Source organism: Brevundimonas sp. BR2-1, from assembly GCF_037626195.1.
Classification (GTDB): Bacteria; Pseudomonadota; Alphaproteobacteria; order Caulobacterales; family Caulobacteraceae; genus Brevundimonas.
The window spans coordinates 1,708,314-1,727,030 of the sequence record NZ_JARKMV010000001.1 but is presented as its reverse complement, the minus strand read 5'-3'; the positions used below and the strand labels follow the sequence as shown (position 1 = coordinate 1,727,030).

The 18,717-nt window shown below is 68.6% G+C and carries 16 protein-coding genes; 7 read left to right on the top strand and 9 right to left on the bottom strand.

What is annotated here, in order from left to right; genetic code table 11:
- Window positions 1-3 precede the first annotated feature (3 nt).
- Both BrevBR_RS08610 and glpK read right to left on the bottom strand, forming a co-directional pair.
- A complete protein-coding gene (locus BrevBR_RS08610; RefSeq protein WP_340000639.1) occupies window positions 4-1,110 on the bottom strand; it encodes a phosphotransferase in 1,107 nt (368 codons plus the stop codon).
- Window positions 1,107-2,612: a glycerol kinase GlpK gene (gene glpK / locus BrevBR_RS08605; protein WP_340000638.1), complete on the bottom strand. Its 1,506-nt coding sequence runs from the start codon at window positions 2,610-2,612 to the stop codon at window positions 1,107-1,109. Before glpK ends, BrevBR_RS08610 begins: the two co-directional genes overlap by 4 nt.
- Window positions 2,613-2,687: 75 nt before the next feature.
- Here glpK and BrevBR_RS08600 point away from each other — a divergent pair, with 75 nt between their 5' ends.
- Both BrevBR_RS08600 and BrevBR_RS08595 read left to right on the top strand, forming a co-directional pair.
- A complete protein-coding gene (locus tag BrevBR_RS08600; RefSeq protein WP_340000637.1) occupies window positions 2,688-3,668 on the top strand; it encodes a threonine ammonia-lyase in 981 nt (326 codons plus the stop codon).
- A gap of 23 nt (window positions 3,669-3,691) precedes the next feature.
- Complete coding sequence (locus tag BrevBR_RS08595) at window positions 3,692-4,177, top strand: MaoC family dehydratase (protein WP_340000636.1); 486 nt, start codon at window positions 3,692-3,694, stop codon at window positions 4,175-4,177.
- Between the two features lie 66 nt (window positions 4,178-4,243).
- On the opposite strand, the gene BrevBR_RS08590 is transcribed toward BrevBR_RS08595, so the two are convergent.
- The 3 genes from BrevBR_RS08590 to BrevBR_RS08580 are packed head-to-tail and all read right to left on the bottom strand — an operon-like array spanning window position 4,244 to window position 6,924.
- On the bottom strand, window positions 4,244-4,828 hold the full coding sequence (locus BrevBR_RS08590) for a GNAT family N-acetyltransferase (RefSeq protein WP_340000635.1): 585 nt from the start codon (window positions 4,826-4,828) through the stop codon (window positions 4,244-4,246).
- Window positions 4,825-5,757 (bottom strand): Gfo/Idh/MocA family protein, encoded by a 933-nt coding sequence (locus tag BrevBR_RS08585; RefSeq protein WP_340000634.1) that lies wholly within the window; start codon window positions 5,755-5,757, stop codon window positions 4,825-4,827. Before BrevBR_RS08585 ends, BrevBR_RS08590 begins: the two co-directional genes overlap by 4 nt.
- 9 nt (window positions 5,758-5,766) lie before the next feature.
- Window positions 5,767-6,924 (bottom strand): DegT/DnrJ/EryC1/StrS family aminotransferase, encoded by a 1,158-nt coding sequence (locus BrevBR_RS08580; RefSeq protein ID WP_340000633.1) that lies wholly within the window; start codon window positions 6,922-6,924, stop codon window positions 5,767-5,769.
- Window positions 6,925-7,091: 167 nt separating this feature from the next.
- Here BrevBR_RS08580 and BrevBR_RS08575 point away from each other — a divergent pair, with 167 nt between their 5' ends.
- The gene (locus BrevBR_RS08575) at window positions 7,092-7,604 is read left to right on the top strand and encodes a D-glycero-alpha-D-manno-heptose-1,7-bisphosphate 7-phosphatase (RefSeq protein WP_332639305.1); all 513 of its coding nucleotides are present in this window, start codon (window positions 7,092-7,094) and stop codon (window positions 7,602-7,604) included.
- Window positions 7,605-7,673: 69 nt separating this feature from the next.
- Entirely contained in the window at window positions 7,674-8,549 is an 876-nt protein-coding gene (locus tag BrevBR_RS08570) for an alpha/beta fold hydrolase (RefSeq protein WP_332639306.1), read from the top strand.
- A 133-nt stretch (window positions 8,550-8,682) separates the two neighbouring features.
- Here BrevBR_RS08570 and BrevBR_RS08565 read toward each other — a convergent pair whose 3' ends face one another.
- Entirely contained in the window at window positions 8,683-10,725 is a 2,043-nt protein-coding gene (locus BrevBR_RS08565; RefSeq protein WP_340000632.1) for an NAD(+) synthase, read from the bottom strand.
- 98 nt (window positions 10,726-10,823) lie between these two features.
- On the opposite strand from BrevBR_RS08565, the gene ftsY reads away from it, so the two are divergent.
- The 3 genes from ftsY to BrevBR_RS08550 all read left to right on the top strand — a co-directional run bounded on the left by ftsY (window position 10,824) and on the right by BrevBR_RS08550 (window position 13,104).
- Window positions 10,824-11,759, top strand: a complete 936-nt coding sequence (ftsY, locus tag BrevBR_RS08560) for a signal recognition particle-docking protein FtsY (protein ID WP_340000631.1) — start codon at window positions 10,824-10,826, stop codon at window positions 11,757-11,759.
- A gap of 1 nt (window position 11,760) precedes the next feature.
- Window positions 11,761-12,390 (top strand): inner membrane-spanning protein YciB, encoded by a 630-nt coding sequence (locus BrevBR_RS08555; RefSeq protein WP_332639309.1) that lies wholly within the window; start codon window positions 11,761-11,763, stop codon window positions 12,388-12,390.
- Window positions 12,391-12,480: 90 nt separating this feature from the next.
- Entirely contained in the window at window positions 12,481-13,104 is a 624-nt protein-coding gene (locus tag BrevBR_RS08550; RefSeq protein ID WP_332639310.1) for a MarR family winged helix-turn-helix transcriptional regulator, read from the top strand.
- 168 nt (window positions 13,105-13,272) lie between these two features.
- On the opposite strand, the gene BrevBR_RS08545 is transcribed toward BrevBR_RS08550, so the two are convergent.
- The 3 genes from BrevBR_RS08545 to BrevBR_RS08535 all read right to left on the bottom strand — a co-directional run bounded on the left by BrevBR_RS08545 (window position 13,273) and on the right by BrevBR_RS08535 (window position 18,682).
- Window positions 13,273-15,528: a prolyl oligopeptidase family serine peptidase gene (locus BrevBR_RS08545; RefSeq protein ID WP_340000630.1), complete on the bottom strand. Its 2,256-nt coding sequence runs from the start codon at window positions 15,526-15,528 to the stop codon at window positions 13,273-13,275.
- 49 nt (window positions 15,529-15,577) lie between these two features.
- A complete protein-coding gene (locus tag BrevBR_RS08540) occupies window positions 15,578-17,755 on the bottom strand; it encodes a prolyl oligopeptidase family serine peptidase (protein WP_340000629.1) in 2,178 nt (725 codons plus the stop codon).
- Window positions 17,756-17,854: 99 nt separating this feature from the next.
- Entirely contained in the window at window positions 17,855-18,682 is an 828-nt protein-coding gene (locus BrevBR_RS08535; RefSeq protein ID WP_332639313.1) for a potassium channel family protein, read from the bottom strand.
- Window positions 18,683-18,717 lie beyond the last annotated feature (35 nt).

Genomic DNA, 18,717 nt, shown 5'->3' with positions numbered 1-18,717 from the left:
GCTTCAGGCCCCGGCCTTTTTCGCGAAGCTCAACGCCCCTGCCGCCAGCATGGGAACCTGCGCCGCCATGGTGCGCGCGTGTTCGCTGGCGGCGGTGCCGTCGCGCACCCGCCCGGCGATGCCCTGACAGATGGCCGCCAGCCGGAACAGATTGTAGGCGAACAGCCAGTCCAGATTCTGCGGCGCAGCCCCGGTCAGCTGCACATAGCGCCCGACCGTCTGCTCGACCGACGGAATGCCCAGCGCCTCGATATCGGCCCCGGCCAGCCCGTTGCGCGCCGTCGCCGGGATCACCCAGGCGATCAGCAGATAGGAAAAGTCCGCCATCGGATCGCCGAGCGTCGACAGCTCCCAGTCCAGCACCGCCCGCACCTCGGCCGCATCCGGCGCGAGGATCAGATTGTCGAGGCGGAAGTCGCCATGCACGATCCGCGTCGGCCCTTCCGGCGGCAGGGTGGCGGGCAGGAATTCAATCAGCCGGTCCATGGCCGGGATCGGATCGATCTCCGACGCCCGGTACTGTTTCGTCCACCGCCCGACCTGCCGTTCGAAATAGTTGCCGGGCCGGCCATAGTCGCCCAGGCCGATGGCCACGGGGTCGAAGGCGTGCAGCGCCGCCAGCGTATCCACCTGGGCGTCATAGATGGCGCGCCGCTGCGAAGGCTCCATCCCGGGCAGTTTCAGGTCCCACAGCACCCGCCCCTCGACCTTGTCCATGACGTAGAACATCGAGCCGATGACGCCATCATCCGTACACAGAGCATATGGCCGGGCGACCGGATATCCGTGTCTGTGAAGGGCCGAGATGACCGTGAACTCCCGGTCCACCGCATGGGCGCTGGCCAGCAGCGTCCCCGGAGGCTTGCGCCGCAGCACATAGGTCCGGCCCGGCGTCGCCAGCTCATAGGTCGGGTTCGACTGCCCGCCCCTGAACTGCCGTATGGTCAGCGGTCCGGCGTATCCCTCCACGTTCGCCGCCAGCCAGCGGTCCAGCGCCGCCTCGTCCAGCGCATAGCGGGGGTCGACCTCGCGCGTACCGGAGAAGGTCGCCTGGGCGTCGGAAGACGGCGCATCGGAAGACGGGGCGTCGGAAAGGTCTGGTCGGGTCATGCTTCGTCCGGGTTCGCGGCGATGATGGCGGCCCGCACCGCCCCGCGCCAGCCCTTCAGCAGCCGCTCGCGCTCGGCCGCCTCCATGTGCGGCGTCCAGCGCGCGGGCGGATCGACCGGATGATCCTCCAGATCGCCGATCAGGCCGACGCCCAGCGCCGCCAGCTTGGCCGCCCCCAGCGCCGTCATCTCCTGAAACGCCGGCCGCTCGACCACGACGTCGCAGATGTCGGCGACGAACTGCATGGCGAAGGCGTTGGCGGTGACCCCGCCGTCGACCTTCAGCACCTTCAGCGGCGGCGCTCCGTCCTTCGCCAGGGCGTCGAGCAGGTCGCGGGTCTGGTAGGCCAGCGACTCCAGCCCCGCCCGCACGATATGGGCCGGGCCGCTGTCCCGCGTCAGACCGGTGATCGTGCCCCGCGCCTCCGGCTCCCACCACGGCGCGCCCAGTCCCGTGAAACCGGGCACCAGATAGACGCCGCCGTTGTCCTTCAGTCCCTGCGCCATCGCCTCGGACTGGCGCGACTCCGTGATGACCTTCAGCCCGTCGCGCAGCCACTGGATCGCCGACCCGGCCGAGAAGATCGAACCTTCCAGAGCGTATGCGGCGTCCTCCCCGACCGCATAGCCGAGCGTCCCCAGCAGCCGGCTGGTCGAGCCGACCGGCGACGCCCCGACATTGGCGACCAGAAACGCCCCGGTGCCATAGGTGATCTTGGCGTCCCCGGCCTTCAGCGCCCCGTGTCCGACCAGCGCCGCCTGCTGGTCGCCCGCCGCGCCATGGATCGGCAGCACCGCGCCCAGCAGCGACGGCTCGCAATCGCCCATCCTGTCCGCGCAGTTGCGGATTTCCGGCAGGACCGCCATCGGCACATGGAACAGCTCCGCCAGATCGCTTCGCCATTCGCGCGTCGCCAGATCCATCAGCGAGGTGCGGCTGGCGTTCGTCGCATCGGTGACGTGGCTCGTCCCGGCCGTCAGTTTCCAGATCAGCCAGGTCTCGATCGTCCCGACCTTGACCTCGCCCTTCGCCGCCCGGTCCCGCGCGCCCGGGACCGCATCCAGCAACCAGGCGAATTTCGAGGCCGAGAAATAGGGATCGAGGATCAGCCCCGTCGCCGCCTGCACCATCGGCTCATGCCCGGCGGCGGCCAGTTTGCCGGTGGCGGCGGCTGTGCGCCGGTCCTGCCAGACGATGGCGCGGTGCAGCGGCTCGCCGGTCGCCGCATCCCACAGCACCGAGGTCTCGCGCTGGTTGGTGATGCCGATGGCCGCGAACCGCCACACGCCGCCGGCCTTGCGGATGACCTCGCGGCAGGTCTGCAGCGTCGCCGTCCAGATTTCGGCCGCGTCATGCTCGACCCAGCCCGAGTGAGGGAAATGCTGCTCCAGCGCGATCTGGCTGACGGCGACGGGCCTCAGGCCCCCCTCCGGCGCAGCCTCGAACGCGATGGCGCGGGTCGAGGTCGTGCCCTGGTCGATGGCGAGGATGAGAGACTTCATGGGGCGACGTTAGAACGCTCACCCCAAACCTCAAACCGGGGTGATCAAAGCCACGCTTCGCGCTAAACCTCGATGATGCACACCGCCTCCTTCGCCGGCGTTCAGGACGCCGCACGCCAGCTGCTCGGCCACGCCGTCCGCACGCCCCTGATCGAAAGCCCGGCGCTGAACGAACGCCTCGGCGGCCGCGTCCTGATGAAGGCCGAGACGCTGCAGCGCGCCGGCGCCTTCAAATTCCGCGGCGCCTGGAACCGCATCAGCCGGCTGACGCCCGAGGAGCTCAGGCGCGGCGTCGTGGCGTATTCATCGGGCAACCACGCCCAGGCCGTGGCCTGCGCCGCGCGGATGATGGGGACCAGCGCCGTCATCGTCATGCCCGCCGACAGCCCGAAGGTGAAGGTCGACGGCGTCATCGGCTTCGGCGGCGAGGTGCGGATGTACGACCGCTATACCGAAAGCCGCGAGGACATCGGCGAGGAGATCGCCCGCACCCGCGGCTCCATCCTGGTCCGCCCGTTCGACGACCCCTTCGTCATCGAGGGCCAGGGCACCATCGGGCTGGAGATCATGGAACAGGCCGAGGCGCCGCTGGACCAGCTGGTCTGCGGGGCCTCGGGCGGCGGCATGATCGCCGGGATCAACCTGTCCATGGCCGCCCTGTCCCCCAAGACGCCGGTGATCGCGGTCGAGCCGCGCGACTACAACGACATGCAGCTGTCGATCGCCGCGGGCGAACGCCTGACCCACGCCCCGGCGAAGGGCACCATCTGCGACGCCCTGATGACCGACCGGCCGGGCGAGCTGACCTTCCCCATCAACCGCCGCGTCGACCGGGTCGAGACCGTCTCCGACGCCGAGGTGGCCGAGGCCGTCCGCTACGCCTTCCACACGCTGAAACTGGTCGTCGAGCCCGGCGGCGCCGTGTCGCTGGCCGCCGTCCTGTCCGGCAAGGTCGAGGCGAGGGACCGGACCACCGCCGTCATCCTGTCGGGCGGCAATGTCGACCCCGCCCTGTTCGCCGCCATCATCGAAGACCGGTTCACCCCCGTCCCCTGATCCAGATCGCCTGAGGAACCCCAATGAGCCGCACCGAACGCAAGGGTACGCCCACCCCCGTCTCCGACCTGCCCGGCCTGATCGGTCAGGAGATCGGCGTCAGCCGCTGGATCACCGTCGACCAGGCCCGCATCGACGCCTTCGCCGAGGTCACCGAGGACCGTCAGTTCATCCACATCGATCCGGTCGCGGCGGCCCGGACCCCGTTCGGCGGAACCATCGCCCACGGCTTCCTGACGCTCAGCCTGCTGTCGGCCATGACCTATGACGCCGTGCCGCCGCTCGAGGGGGTGGTGATGGGCGTCAACTACGGCTTCGACAAACTGCGCTTCCTCGCGCCGGTGCGGGCGGGCTCGAACGTCCGTGGGCGGTTCAGACTGCTCTCCGCCGAGGACAAGGGCGGCGGTCGCTGGCTGCTCAAGCACGAGGTCACGGTCGAGATCGAGGGCGCGGAAAAGCCGGCCCTGATCGCGGAATGGCTGGGGATGCAGGTGGTGGGGCCAGCTTGAATACAACCCCGATTTGCGCACCTTGAACGGAAACGAGGGGTCCGGTTGCTTCGAACTCGGCGGCGGCTAGCCGAAGGCCGCAAGCCGCTCATCCAGCCGCGCCCGCACGTCCGGCCACTCCTCGGAAAGAATGGAAAAGATCACCGAGCTGCGCACGCGCCCGGTCCAGGTGATCTTGTCGTTGCGCATCACGCCCTCCTCGACCGCGCCCAGCTTTCGCATGGCGGCGCGGCTGCGGGCGTTGATCGCATCGACCTGGAAGGCGACCCGGCCCGCGCCGCAGGCGAAGGCGTGGTCCAGCATCAGCCGCTTCGTCGACGGATTGACGACCCCGCCCCGGGCTTCGGGCCGGTAGTAGGTCGTGCCGATCTCGACCGATGCGTTCTTCGCGTCCGGCGTGATGAAGGTGCTCAGTCCCACGCAGTCGCCGTCGTGGATGATGGCGAACGGAATGCGCCATCCCTTCGCCTGCTGCGTGCGCATGGCCTCCCAGCCGCCGTCGAATTCCTCTCCGCCCAGCGAGTTGTAATAGAGGGCGGCCCACAGATCGGGATCGGCGTCGCAGGCGGCGCGCAACGGCTCCTTGTGACGGTCCTCGAACGGCTCCAGCCGGACGAACCGGTCTTCCAGCACCGCGGGGACCAGCTTCATTCGCCCAGACACCTCAGCGCCACTTCCAGGTTCCGCAGCCCGTCCTCGCCCGTCACCGCCGCCGGTTCGCCGGTGCGGATGGCGTGGGCGAAGGCCTCGAGCTCCTTCTTCAGCGGCTCGGCCGGCCAGCTGTTCACCGCGCGGGTCTGGTACGAGCCGTCCGGCTGCTGGCCGAAATACTCCGTGACCTGACGGGTGATCAGGTCGGCGACGACGAATTTGTTCATCGTGGCCACCTGAAGGGTGCGCACCTTGTAGGGAGTCACCCAGTTGGTCGTGATGTGGGCGATGGTTCCGTTCGCCAGCCGGAACTGCAGCAGGGCCGTGTCCTCGCGCTCGGCGCGGGTGCGGGCCAGCTGGGGCTGGACCTCGACGATCTCCGAATCCGTCAGATGACGGATGATGTCGATGTCATGCACCGCCAGGTCGATGACCACTCCGACCTCGCCCATGCGCGGCGGGAAGGGGCCGACGCGGGTGATCTGGATCGAGATGACCTCGTCGCCGTCGATGGCGCGCTTGACCGCGTCCACCGCCGGATTGAACCGCTCGACCTGGCCGACCATCAGCACCCGGTCGTTCGCCTTCGCCGCATCGATCATCCGCTGGGCGTCGGCGACGGTGGCGGCGATCGGCTTTTCGACCAGGACGTGGACGCCCTTCTCCAGCAGGGCGACGCCCAGTTCGGCGTGGTGCCGGTTGGGCGTGGCGACCACGGCGGCGTCCAGACCCGAGGCGACGAAATCGGCGGCCGTGGTGAAGGCCTGGGCCTCATACAGGGCCGCGATCCCGTCAGCGGTCGCCGCATCGGGATCGAAGACGGCGGTCAGGTCGAAGTCGCGGATGTCCGACAGCACGCGGGCGTGGTTGCGTCCCATGACGCCGACGCCGGCGACGCCGACCTTGAGAGGGGGAAGGTGTTGGGTCATGGGTCTGTCCTAACGGAAGCTGGCGACCGCCGCGATGATCCTGTCCTGCGTCGCCTCGTCGAGGTCGGCGTGCATGGGCAGGCTGATCACCCGCTGCATCAGCCGCTCGGTCACCGGCAGGCCCTGCGGCCCGCGGGGATACATGTCATAGGCCGGCTGCAGGTGCAGCGGGATCGGATAATAGACCGCCGTCGGCACGCCCTGTTCTTTCAGATGGGCGGCCAGACCGTCCCGGTCCTCGTGCTCGATCGTGTACTGGGCCCAGTTGGAGACATTGCCGGCCGGCACGTCCGGCACGGCGGCGACATGGGGACGCAGACCCTCGTTGTAGCGGGCCGCGATCCGGTTGCGCCATTCGATCTCCTCGCCGAACGCCTTCAGCTTCTCGATCAGGACGGCGGCCTGGATGGTGTCCAGACGGCTGTTCAGGCCGATGCGCATGTTCAGATATTTGGGATCGTGGTCGAAGGTCTTGCCCTCCAGATCCCGCACCACGGCCTTGCCGTGCACGCGGATGGAATCGATCAGCTGGGCCAGATCGTCGTCATTGGTCAGCACCGCCCCGCCGTCGCCGTAGCAGCCCAGCGGCTTGGCCGGAAAGAAGCTGGTGGTGGTGATGTCGGCCCACTTCAGCGGATGCTCGCCGTTCAGGGTGCAGCCGAAGCCCTGGGCCGAATCCGCGATCAGCTTCAGGCCATGCCTGTCGCAGATCGCCCTGATGGCCGGATAGTCGGCGGGCTGGCCGAACAGGTCGACGGCGATGACCACGCGCGGCTTCAGCCGGCCTTCCCTGATCGTCGCCTCGATGGCCGCTTCCAGGTGGCCGGGGTCCATGTTGTAGGTCGTCGCGTCCACGTCGATGAAGACCGGCTCGGCGTCAAACCACGGCACGATCTCGGCGGTCGCCGCAAAGGTGAAGCTGGGCACGAAGACGGCGTCCCCGCGCCCGATCCCCCAGGCCATCAGCGGCAGGGCCAGGGCGTCGGTGCCGTTGGCGCAGCCGAGGGCGTGCTTCGCCTGGCCGAAGGCGGCCAGATCGGCCTCGAACTGGCGCACCTGCGGACCCATCACCCAGGCCCCGCCGACGACGGCCTCCTGGACGGCCGCCTCGATCTTTCCGGCCAGACGCAGGCGCTGGGCCTGCAGGTCGATGAAGGGAATGGTCATGAAGGTCTCCGGTCGGTCCGGGCCGCGAACGCGGCGGGACGGCGCTGGCCGAAGCCGCGCCGGGGTGGCGCCTCCTACCAAACGCGGAGCCGCCACGCCAAATCCATAAGGGTCACTTCGCGTGACGGGTTGCAACGGGGGTGTACGGCGGCGTATGCGACCGGACCATGACTACCGGCGTCCCCGCCGTGTTTCTCGATCGCGACGGCGTCCTGATCGAGGACACCGGCTATCCCCATCTGGAAGAACATCTCCGTCTGGTCCCCGGCGCGGCCGAAGCCGTCCGCCGCCTGAACCAGCTCGGCTATCTGTGCGTCATCGTCACCAACCAGTCCGGCGTGGCGCGGGGCCTGTTCACCGAAGACCAGATGAAGGCCTTCAACACCCTGATCGTGCGCCGTCTGGCCGCCCGGGGCGCGATCATCGGCGCCGTCTACGCCTGCCCCTTCCATTCGCACGGCCGGGTCGAGGCCTTCATCCACCCCGACCACCCGGACCGGAAGCCCAATCCCGGCATGCTCCTGCGCGCCATCGCCGACCACCGCATCGACCCGGCCCGAAGCTTCATGATCGGCGACCAGCCGTCGGACATGGAGGCGGCGCGCCGCGCCGGCGTGCCGGGCTTCAAATTCGAGGGCGGCGACCTCGACGCCTTCGTCCGCGACCTGCTGGGGCATTAGGGGAAAGACCGGATGTGGGATTTCCCGCTCCGATGAAATAGGCTGGGGTTCGATCGCCCGGAGCCCTGCATGTCCCAGACCTTCGCCGACCGCCGCTGGACCAGCGCCGACGGCCTCAGCCTCTACGCGCGCGACTACGCAGCGGGCCCCGGCCCGGCGAAGCTGCCGGTCATCGCCATCCACGGCCTGACGCGCAACTCGGCCGATTTCGGCGCCATCGCCCCCCTGATCGCCCGGAACGGCCGCCGGGTGCTGGCCGTCGACATCCGCGGCCGCGGCCAGTCGGACCGCGCTCCCGACCCCATGACCTACCAGCCCGCGACCTACGCCCGGGACGTCCTGGCCCTGCTGAACCAGTCGGGAATCGAGCGCGCCGTCTTCCTGGGCACCTCCATGGGCGGGCTGATCACCATGGCCATCGCCGCCATCCGCTCGAAGGTCATCGCCGGCGCCATCCTCAACGACATCGGCCCGGAGGTGGCGAAGGAGGGGCTGATGCGCATCGCCGCCTATTCCGGCCAGCCCGTCGACACGCCCGGCTGGCCCGAGGCCGCCGCCTATGTGAAGACGCACAACGCCGTCGCCTTCCCCCACTATACGGACGCCGACTGGGACGCCTTCGCCCGCCGCGTCTTCCGCATCGGCACCGAGGGCGCGCCGGTGCTGGACTACGACCCCGACATCGCCGTGCCGATCCGCGCGGCCGGAGCGAAAGCCCTGGTCCCCAATCTGTGGCCCATGTTCACCCGCCTGACGAAGGGCCGCCCGGTCCTGCTGGTGCGCGGCGAGACCTCGGACCTGCTGAGCGCCGACATCGCAGCGAAGATGCGCAAACGCGCCCCGAAGATGGACTATGTCGAGGCCCCCGGCATCGGCCACGCCCCCATGCTGGACGAGCCCGAGGTCAAGGCGGCGATCTTCCCGTTCCTGAACGAGCTGCCGTAGCGAAGTGGCTGGTGGCTGGTGGCTGGTGGCTAGTGGCTGGTGATTGTAGCTTCACTGACGGCGGAAGGGCGACGCGGTCAGCACAGCGACGCAGGCGGTGGCCAGCCACCAGCCACTAGCCACTAGCCACTCTTCAGTCCGGAACGTTCGCGTCCAGCTCATCCAGCCACACCCGCGCCGTGGCGTCCGACGGCGCCCGCCAGTCGCCGCGCGGCGACAGCGAGCCGCCGGTGACCACCTTGGGCCCGTTGGGCAGGGCCGAGCGCTTGAACTGGCTGGTCTGGAAGAAGCGGATCAGGAATTTCCGCAGCCAGGTCTTGATGACCGGCAGGTCGTACGAAATCCGCTCGGCCTCGGGCATGGCGCTGGGCCAGTGGCCGGTCGCCGCGTCCTTCCACGCCTGATGCGCCAGATACGCCACCTTCGACGGCTTCAGCCCGAAGCGGGTGACGTAGAACAGGAAGAAGTCGTTCAGCGCATACGGGCCGACCGTCCCCTCGGTGGACTGGATCTTCCCGTCGGCGCCGGCCGGCACCAGTTCGGGTGAAATCTCCGTATCCAGAATGGCGTTCAGCACCGCCGCCGCCTCGCCCGAATGCTCCTTCGCCGCCACCCAGCGGATCAGGTGCCGGATCAGCGTCTTGGCCACCCCGCCATTGACGTTGTAGTGGCTCATATGGTCGCCGACGCCATAAGTGGCCCAGCCCAGCGCCAGCTCCGACAGATCGCCCGTGCCCAGCACGAAGGCGTGGTGCTGGTTGGCCAGCCGGAACAGATAGTCCGTCCTCAGACCGGCCTGCACATTCTCGAAGGTGATGTCGTGCACCGGCTCGCCCATGGCGAAGGCGTGGCCGATGTCGCCCAGCATCCGGGTCGCCGCGGGACGGATGTCGATCTCGGACCCGGCGACCCCCAGCGCCTCCATCAGCTTCCAGGCGTTTGACTTCGTCCCCTCCGAAGTCGCGAACCCCGGCATGGTGAAGCCCAGGATGTTCGAGCGCGGCAGCTCCAGCCGGTCGAAGGCCCGGCAGGCGACCAGCAGGGCCTGGGTCGAATCCAGCCCGCCCGAGACGCCGATCACGACGCGCTCGCCATTGGTCGCCTTCATCCGGCGCATCAGCCCCTGCACCTGGATGTTGAAGGCCTCGAAACAGTCCTGATCCAGACGGGCGGGATCGTCCGGGACGAAGGGGAAGCGGTCGAGGGGACGGATCAGGTCGCCAGCCGCCCCGCCTTCACGGGCCTCGAACGGAACGACCGTCGCCGGTTCGCCCTCGATCCGCGCGCAGTCGGCGAAGGTGCCGTTGCGCAGCCGGTCCAGACCGATCCGCTCGACGTCGATATCGGCGACGGTGAGGTGGCTCTCCAGCGAGAACCGCTCGCCCTCGGCCAGTTTCGCCCCCAGTTCGTGGATCGTCGCCTGCCCGTCCCAGGCCAGATCGGTGGTGCTTTCGCCCCAGCCGGAGGCGGTGAAGACATAGGCCGCCTGCGCCCGCGTCGACTGGCTGGCGCACAGCAGGGCGCGTTCATCGGCCTTGCCTATGACGATGTTGGACGCCGACAGGTTCAGCAGGATGCGCGCCCCGGCCAGGGCCGCCCGCGTCGAGGGCGGCAAGGGCGCCCAGAAGTCCTCGCAGATCTCGGCGGCGAAGACGAAGCCCGGGCGGTTGGCCGCCTCGAACACCAGTCCGGGTGCGAAATCGATCGTCTCGCCATTGAGGACGATCACGTCCTCGGACCGGCTGGCCGCCGGCGCGAACCAGCGTTTCTCGTAATATTCGCGGTAGTTCGGCAGATAGGTCTTGGGCACGACGCCCAGCACGGACCCCGACCCCAGCACCACGGCGCAGTTGTACAGGGCGTCGCCGTTGCGCAGCGGCGCGCCGATCACCGCGACCACTCCCGCCTCGTCCGCCACTTCGGCAAGTTCGGCGATGCGCCGCTCCACCTCGGCCAGCAGGGCGTCCTGCATCAGCAGGTCGTCGATGGCGTAGCCGCTCAGCGACAGCTCGGGAAAGACGATCAGGTCCACGCCCTGGCCGCCCGCCTGACGGATCAGGGCGGCGTGTTCCTCCGCGTTCGCGGCCGGGTCGGCGATATGCACGACCGGCGTCGCGGCGGCCACGCGGACGAAGCCGTGGGTGCGGGACGAATGGAACGGATGGGTCTTGGGCAAGCGACGGTTCCTGCGGTTCAATGCTCATTTAGAGGCAAAGGCCGGCTCGCGCCACGATTGCCCGTGACCTGTCTCAACGCGCCAGCTAAAGCCAAGGCATGAATGATACGCCGAAAAAGGGCTGGCTCTCGCGGCTGAGCGAGGGGCTTTCCCGGTCCTCGAAACAGATGACCGAGCAGGTCGTCGCCGCCTTCGTCAGGGAACCGCTCAGCGAAGCGGCGCTCGACAAGCTGGAAGAGCACCTGCTGGAAAGCGACCTGGGCCCCGCCGCCACCGACCGCATCGTCGCCCGCTTCCGCGAACTGCGCTTCGGCGTCGGCTCGAACGAGCGCGAGGTCAAGGAGGCCCTGGCCGAGGCCGTCGCCGCCGAACTGGTCAATCACGAGGCCCGCTACGAGCCCCTGGGCGGCCCCCGCCCCTTCGTCACCCTGTTCGTCGGCGTCAACGGCTCGGGCAAGACCACCACCCTGGGCAAGATCGCCGCCGACCTGACCGGACAGGGCGCCAAGGTCATGATCGTGGCCTGCGACACCTTCCGCGCCGCCGCCCGCGAGCAGTTGAAGGTCTGGTCCGAGCGCGCCGGCGCGACCTTCGAAAGCCGGCGCGACGGCGCCGATCCCGCAGGCCTGGCCTTCGACGCCTACACACGGGCGAAGGCCGAGGGTTTTGATGTCGTCCTGATCGACACTGCCGGCCGGCTGCAGAACAAGTCCGCCCTGATGGACGAACTGCTCAAGATCGTGCGCGTGCTGAAGAAGATCGATCCGGAGGCTCCGCACGAGACGCTTCTGGTGCTGGACGCCACCGTCGGCCGCAACGCCCTGGCCCAGGAACAGATTTTCGGCCGCACCGCCTATGTCTCCGGTCTGGTCATGACCAAGCTGGACGGCACCGCGCGCGGCGGGGTTCTGGTCCCCGTCGCCCAGGCCTCGGACGCTCCGATCAAGCTGATCGGCGTCGGCGAGGGCGTCGACGACCTGCAACCCTTCGACGCTCGCGCGTTTTCACGATCTCTGGTGGGGCTCGAGGACTGACATGACCGATACGCCTTCCGAGCCGTCGAAGAACCGCCAGTGGATCCGTCAGGCCGTCGACTTCGGCGCCCTGGTCGCCTTCGCCGGCGCCTATGTCTTCCTGCGCGCCCGCGGCCTCGACGGGCGCGAGGCCATCGTCCAGGCCACCTGGGTTCTGGTCGCCGCCTCGGCCATCGCCCTGGTCGTCGGCTATGCGGTCGAGCGGCGGCTCGCGCCCCTGCCCATGATCATGGGCGGTTTCGCCCTGGTCTTCGGCGGCCTGACCCTGTTCTTCCACGATCCGGCGCTGCTGAAGATCAAGCTCAGCATACAGAACGGCCTGCTGGCCGCCGTGCTTCTGGGCTCGCTGCCGCTGGGCCGATACCCGTTCAAATATCTGCTGGGCGACTCGATCAAGGTCACGGATCACGCGTGGCGCGGCCTGACCCTGCGCTACGGCCTGTATTTCGCGACCGTGGCCATCGCCAACGAGATCGTCTGGCGCACACAGACGGACGACACATGGGTCGCCTTCCGCGGCTTCATCTGGATCGCCGCCTGCGTCTTCGGCCTGCTGCAGATCCCCTACATCCTCAAACACCTGATCAGGGACGAGGAGCCCGGCCCGGTCTCGCCCGACCCCGGCCTCTAGACCGGCCGGGGGCCCGGGCGCATATCGTCCGTCGTCAAACCGTAAAACACGCCTGCTAGCACTGTCGCTGCGTTCAAGGGGGTACGGTCCATGGTCAAGTCCGGAAACAAGGCGAAACGCGCCGGCGGCCTGGGCGCCTCGCCCAGTCACCTGATGCACCGCGTGCTGCAGCTGGCGCTCGACATCTATTCCGAAGAGACGGGCGCGGATGGTCTGACCCAGCGCCAGTTCGCCGTGCTCGAGGCGGTCAGCCACAAGTCGGGCCTGACCCAGACCGATCTGGTCCGCGCCACCGGCATCGACCGCTCCACCCTGGCCGACCTCGTCTCGCGCATGACGACCAAGGGTCTGCTGGACCGCGAAAAGTCCGCCATCGATGCACGGGCCAAGGCCGTTCGCCTGTCGGTCGCCGGCCAGGCGGCGCTGGACGCCGCCCGCCCCAGGGTCGAGGCCGCCGACAAGCGCATCATGGCCCTGCTGCCCAAGGGCAAGCGCGAGGGCTTCCTGGACCTGCTGGCCGAGCTGGCCGGCGAGGCCGACGCCGCCCCCGCCAAGGCCAAGGCCGAGGCCCGCGCCGCCAAAAAGGCCGCCCGGGAGGCGAAGAAGGCCGAGAAACTGGCGAGGAAGGCGGACAAGCCCGCCAAGACTCCGAAGGCCGAAAAGCCCGCCAAGGCCCCCAAGCCCAGGAAGGCGAAAGTGCTGGAGCCGGCCTGAGAGGTGGCTAGTGGCTAGTGGCTAGGGGCTAGTGATTGTAGCTTCGCTGACGGCGGAAGGGCGGCGCGATCCGCGCGACCGCACAGGTGGTGGCCACCCACCAGCCACCAGCCACCAGCCACTTGCATCAACCCCGCCGGCCGGGCGTCCGCTGACAGCAGCCGCCCCTCAATCCATCAGCTGCTGCGCCAGATAGACGTAGTGCCTTGCCCAGCGCCGCGCGTTCGCCACCGGATCGGCGTCGTTGGAATGCCCGCCTGACGTCTCTTCGTAATACAGGTGATCGTGACCCTGCCCGGCCAGCCGCGCGGCGAATTTGCGCGCATGGCCCGGATGCACCCGGTCGTCCCGCGTATTGGTGGTGATGTAGACGCGCGGGTACTCCGTATCCGGACGAAGATGCTGATAGGCTGAATAGCGCGCGATATACGCCGCCTCCTCCGGGATGCGCGGATCGCCGTATTCGCCGATCCACGACGCTCCGGCGGGCAGTTCGTGATAGCGCAGCATGTCGATCAGCGGGCTCTCGATCACCGCCGCATTGATCAGTTCCGGATGCTGGGTCATGGCCACCGAGGTCAGCACTCCGCCGTTCGACCGGCCGTAGATCCCGGTGCGGCGCGGCGAGGTGACGCCACGCGCCTGCAGGTCGCGCGCGACGGCCGCATAGTCGTCGAACGCCAGCTGCCGGTTCTCCTTCAACACCGCCTGGTGCCAGGCCGGACCGAACTCGCCGCCGCCGCGGATGTTGGCGTTGACGTAGACCCCGCCGTTCTCGAGCCAAAGCTTGCCCATCTCGGGGATGTAGATCGGCGGCTTGGACACCTGGAACCCGCCGTAGCCGTAGATGATCGTCGGGGCGCGCCCGTCCATGACCAGATCCTTCGGCCGGACCACGAAATACGGAATCTTCGTCCCGTCCGACGACGTCGCCTCGAACTGTTCGACGACGTGGGTCGAGGCGTCGAACCGGGCGGGGGCCTGACGCAGGACCGCGGTCGTGCCGGCCCGCGTATCCGCAAGGCTGAGAGTCGACGGGGTCAGGAAGCCGTCGACGCTGTAGAAGATGCGGCCGGACGACCGGCTGCGGTCGCCCAGATGCACGGCCACATTGTCCGGAATCGGAATCGCCGACTGATCCCACGTCTTGATGGTCAGCCGGGGACGGTTCGGAACATTGGCCGGACGCTCGCCGGGGACGAACTGCACCAGACGGCCCCGGACGTTGTCATACAGGGTGGCGACGATCCGGTCCTCCAGAACCGCCACCTCTTCCAGCGACTGCCGGTCGCCCGGCTCGAACACGGTCGCCGTTCCGTCAATCAGGAAGGCGTCCGTCCGGTCGCCCAGTTCCGGCAGCCGGTAGGCCAGCAGCGAGCCCGCCTTGTGCATCGGGCGGTCGGGGAACAGTCGCCAGTCCTCGTCGATCGAGAAGATCAGCAGCCCGCCGGTCACGCCCCGGACGTTGACCCGCTCAGGCAGGCGCAGCTTGACGGGCTGGCCGTCCACCAGCTCCCAGGTCTCGCCGCGGAAGGTGTCCAGCGGCCGGCTGATCAGGACGGCCTGCACCGCGCCGGCGCCGTCGCGATAGACCGACGGGCTGACGCCATAGCCGCCGTCGCCGATGTCGCCGCGATAGACTTCGGTCGCCTGCGCCAGCGTCTGGCCGCGCTTCAGCGACTTGACGATGAACGGATAGCCCGACTCCGTCAGCGTGTTCGGCCCGAAGTCCGTGGCCACCAGCAGCGTGTCCCGGTCCAGCCATTCCAGCCGGTGCTTGCCCTCGGGCAGGATGAAGCCGTCCTCGACCCACAGGCCGGTGGAGGTGTCGAACTCGCGCACCACCACCGCGTCCTTGCCGCCGTCGGACAGGCTGACGAGGCAGCGCGTCTCATCGGGCGCCAGGCAGTCCGCGCCCTTCCAGACCCAGTCCTTGCCCTCGGCCCGCGACAGGGCGTCGATGTCCAGCATCGTCTCCCACCGCGGCGTCGCCGAGCGGTAGCTCTCCAGCGTCGTGCGCCGCCACACCCCCTTCGGATTGGCCGCGTCCTGCCAGAAGTTTCCGATCCCTTCGCCGAGGAAGCTCGGCCCCGGAATCCGGTCCGTCGCCGTCAGGATCGCCTCGGCCTGCTGACGGAACGGCTCATAGCGCCGGTCGCCGGTCAGGGCGGCCAGAGACCGCTCGTTCTCTGCGGCCACGAAGGCCATGGCCTCGGCCCCCTCGACCTCCTCCAGCGCCAGATGGTCGTCGGCGGCGCGCACCCCGGCGGGGGACAGGTCCGCCGGCATATGCGGCGGGGGCGCAGCGCGCGCGATCCGCGCCGCTGGCCCCCACTTTACCGGTTCACCGTCCGCGGACCCCGGCGCGGCGGAGGCGCAGGCCGTCAGGGCGAGGGCCGAGGCCGTGATCAGAAGGATGCGCATGTTTTGACTCCGCTCATCCCGGCCGGCCGGGACCCCCGTTGGTTCGGATCTATTGCTGGGCCGGCTGATCCATCAGCCTGCGGCTCAGATAGGTGTATTCCAGCGCCAGACGCCGGGCCGTCTCGCGCAGGTTGGCCCCCGCGGCGTGGCCGCCGTCGGTGTTCTCGTAGAACAGCACCGGATAGCCCAGTTCCTCCAGCCGCGCCGCCGCCTTGCGGGCGTGGCCCGGATGGACGCGGTCGTCCTTGGTCGAGGTGTGGATGAAGACCTCGGGATAGGGCTGGCCCGCCGCCAGACGCTGATAGGGCGAATACTGCTCGATCCACGCCCGCTCTTCCGGAATGTCCGGGTTGCCGTATTCCGCGATCCAGCTGGCGCCCGCCAGCAGCTTGTGGAAGCGCAGCATGTCGAACAGCGGCACCTGGATGACCGCCGCATTGATCAGGTCCGGCCGCTGGGTCAGCATCGCCCCCATGAACAGCCCGCCCTGCGAGCCGCCCATGATCCCCAGCCGCGGCTGGCTGGTGACGCCGCGCGCGATGAGGTCCAGCGCCACGGCCTGATAGTCCTCGTGCGACCGCTGCCGGTTCTCCTGCAGCGCCGCCTGGTGCCAGCGCGGCCCGAACTCGCCGCCGCCGCGCGTATTGGCGATCACATAGACCCCGCCCCGCTCCAGCCACAGCTTGCCGACCGTGGCCGAATAGCCGGGCAACAGCGAGTTCTGGAACCCGCCGTAGCCGTACAGCAGTGTCGGATTGGCCCCGTCCATGGCCATGTCGCCCCTGTGGACGACGAAATAGGGGATCATCGTCCCGTCGGCGCTGCGCGCCTCGAACTGGTCGACCGTCATGCCCGTGGCGTCGAACTTGGCCGGCAGGGATTTGGTCACAGCGGCCGCGCCCGTCGCGGCGTCGGCCAGATACAGGCTGGACGGGTTCAGATAGCCGCTGACGCTGACGAAGACCTGGTCGTCGCGCTCGCTGGCCGAGCCCACGCCGACGCTGACGTTCTGCGGCAGGTCCAGCCGCGTCCGCGACCATTCGCCGGCCGGATTGGGCTCATAGACATAGACCCCGCCGCGCACGTTCTCGTACAGGGCCACGACCAGTTTGTTGCGGGTGGCGGTGATGCCCTCGATGGCCTCGCGCTCGCCCGGGCGGATGACCAGCTGCGCCGGCGTCGCCGGATCGGCCAGCCAGCGGTTCAGGTCCCAGGCGATGACGTCGCCGGTCCTGAATTCCTGCCCCGACGGCGCGGTCCAGTCCTGATCCGTCGTCACCACCAGCTGGCCGCGCACCAGGGCGTTGATGTTCGACTTGGCCGGCAGCTCCAGCTTCGTTGTCGTGCCGTCGGCGTTCAGCCGGTGCGTCTCGCCTTCATAGAAGTTGATCCCGCGGTTGATCAGGGTCGCCTGCACCACGCCGTCGGCGTCGCGCAGCGTATAGCCCGACACCGAAACATCGGTCGGCTGACCGGTGAACACCGTCTGCGCCTGGTCCATGGTCTGGCCGCGTTTGAGCACCTTCAGGATCATCGGATAGCCTGAACTGGTCAGGGTGCCCGGACCGAAATCGCGCGAGATCAGCAGGGTGCTCTCGTCCACCCACGACGCCCCGCCCTTGGACTCGGGCAGGATGAAGCCGTCCGCGACGAAGGTCCGCGTCGCGCGGTCGAACTCGCGCACCGTCACCGCGTCCTTGCCGCCGTCAGACAGCGAGATCAGGCAGCGCGTCTCTTCCGGCGGCAGGCAGGTCGCGCCCTTGTAGACCCAGTTCCTGCCCTCGGCCGCCGACAGGGCGTCGAAGTCCAGGATCGTCTCCCACTGCGGCGTCTCGGTGCGATAGCTGTCCAGCGTCGTGGTCCGCCAGATGCCGCGCACATGCTCCGCATCCTGCCAGAAATTGTCGATCGTGCCGTCGTGGTTGAAGCCCGGCGACGGGATCCGGTCGCGCGACTGGACGATCTCCAGCGCCTGCTGGTGCAGGGTCTCGAAGCGCGGATCGCCGCGCAGCACGCCGAGCGACTTCTCATTGTGTTCCTCGACCCAGGCCATGGCCCGTTCGCCGTCGACCTCTTCCAGCCACAGATACGGATCGGCCGCGTCCGAGGTCGCAAAACCTCCCGAACTCCCGGCGGCGGCCGGTGCGGGAACGGAGGTCTGGGCCATGGCGGCGCTCGTAAGGGCGGTGGAAGCGAGAAGCGCGGCGAGCGCGGCGGTGCGGATCATATGGAAGTCCCCCGATGTTCAGTCGGGCGGCACCTTACCGGTGGGGAGGTCCGCGACAAGCTGGACTGTCCCAAGGTTACGGCTTTGTCATCCGGCCTTTCACGACCCCTCATCCGGGATGCACAGCATCTCTCCGCACGCCTTGCAGTGCACCGCGTCCGGATCGTGCTTCTGCAGGCCGCAGGTCGGGCAGGGATATCTGATCTTGTGCGGCTTGAAGATGGTCTGGGCCAGACGCAGGAACAGGGTGATGCCGGTCAGCATGACCACGATCGACAGCACCCGCCCCCAGTTGCCGGGCAGGGTGATGTCGCCGAACCCCGTCGTCGTCAGCGTCGCCACCGTGAAATACAGCGCGTCCAGATAGCCGCTGATCCCCGGATGGCTGCCGCGGAAGGTCGCATAGACGAAGCCCGTGACCACGAAGACGAAGGTCACCAGACTGGCCAGGGCCCGGGTGATCTCCTCCACCCGCGTATCGTCATACCTGTGGCCCACGGTCCGCCAGAAGAAGTCCGAGTTCAGCAGGGTCCACAGCCTGAGCAGCCGCAGGAAGCCGAAGTTGAACAGCCAGGCGGGGAACAGCAGCGTCGCCAGCACGAACACATCGACCCAGGTCTCCGGCTTCTTCAGCCAGTCCTTCACATCGGTATGGGCGTACGCCCGCGCCGCCATGTCCAGGGCCAGGACCGCCGCGATCAGATAGTCGACGACGTAAAAGACCAGACCCGCCTCATGCAGGATCGGGGCGATCAGGAAGAAGCCGATGATCGCGAAGTCGACGACGATGACGCCGAGCCGGAATCGCACCGCCAGCGGCGACGAGCCGTGGTAGAGATAGCGCAGCCGGGCTCGCAGACGCAGCCCCTCGGCCCTCGGCGGTTCGGACTTCAGCTCGGGCTGCGGCTCGGCTCTGGCTCGACTCATGGCCCAGCTTAACGCCCTTCCGTAGCCGAAGCTCC

What these genes read in the sequence shown, in the direction of transcription:
- glpK (WP_340000638.1), bottom strand. Translation starts at nt 2,612, where the DNA reads ATGAAGTCTCTCATCCTCGCCATCGACCAGGGCACGACCTCGACCCGC.
- ftsY (WP_340000631.1), top strand. Translation starts at nt 10,824, where the DNA reads ATGAATGATACGCCGAAAAAGGGCTGGCTCTCGCGGCTGAGCGAGGGG.
- BrevBR_RS08545 (WP_340000630.1), bottom strand. Translation starts at nt 15,528, where the DNA reads ATGCGCATCCTTCTGATCACGGCCTCGGCCCTCGCCCTGACGGCCTGC.
- BrevBR_RS08555 (WP_332639309.1), top strand. Translation starts at nt 11,761, where the DNA reads ATGACCGATACGCCTTCCGAGCCGTCGAAGAACCGCCAGTGGATCCGT.
- BrevBR_RS08535 (WP_332639313.1), bottom strand. Translation starts at nt 18,682, where the DNA reads ATGAGTCGAGCCAGAGCCGAGCCGCAGCCCGAGCTGAAGTCCGAACCG.
- BrevBR_RS08575 (WP_332639305.1), top strand. Translation starts at nt 7,092, where the DNA reads ATGACTACCGGCGTCCCCGCCGTGTTTCTCGATCGCGACGGCGTCCTG.
- BrevBR_RS08570 (WP_332639306.1), top strand. Translation starts at nt 7,674, where the DNA reads ATGTCCCAGACCTTCGCCGACCGCCGCTGGACCAGCGCCGACGGCCTC.
- BrevBR_RS08540 (WP_340000629.1), bottom strand. Translation starts at nt 17,755, where the DNA reads ATGATCCGCACCGCCGCGCTCGCCGCGCTTCTCGCTTCCACCGCCCTT.
- BrevBR_RS08590 (WP_340000635.1), bottom strand. Translation starts at nt 4,828, where the DNA reads ATGAAGCTGGTCCCCGCGGTGCTGGAAGACCGGTTCGTCCGGCTGGAG.
- BrevBR_RS08550 (WP_332639310.1), top strand. Translation starts at nt 12,481, where the DNA reads ATGGTCAAGTCCGGAAACAAGGCGAAACGCGCCGGCGGCCTGGGCGCC.
- BrevBR_RS08595 (WP_340000636.1), top strand. Translation starts at nt 3,692, where the DNA reads ATGAGCCGCACCGAACGCAAGGGTACGCCCACCCCCGTCTCCGACCTG.
- BrevBR_RS08585 (WP_340000634.1), bottom strand. Translation starts at nt 5,757, where the DNA reads ATGACCCAACACCTTCCCCCTCTCAAGGTCGGCGTCGCCGGCGTCGGC.
- BrevBR_RS08610 (WP_340000639.1), bottom strand. Translation starts at nt 1,110, where the DNA reads ATGACCCGACCAGACCTTTCCGACGCCCCGTCTTCCGATGCGCCGTCT.
- BrevBR_RS08600 (WP_340000637.1), top strand. Translation starts at nt 2,688, where the DNA reads ATGCACACCGCCTCCTTCGCCGGCGTTCAGGACGCCGCACGCCAGCTG.
- BrevBR_RS08580 (WP_340000633.1), bottom strand. Translation starts at nt 6,924, where the DNA reads ATGACCATTCCCTTCATCGACCTGCAGGCCCAGCGCCTGCGTCTGGCC.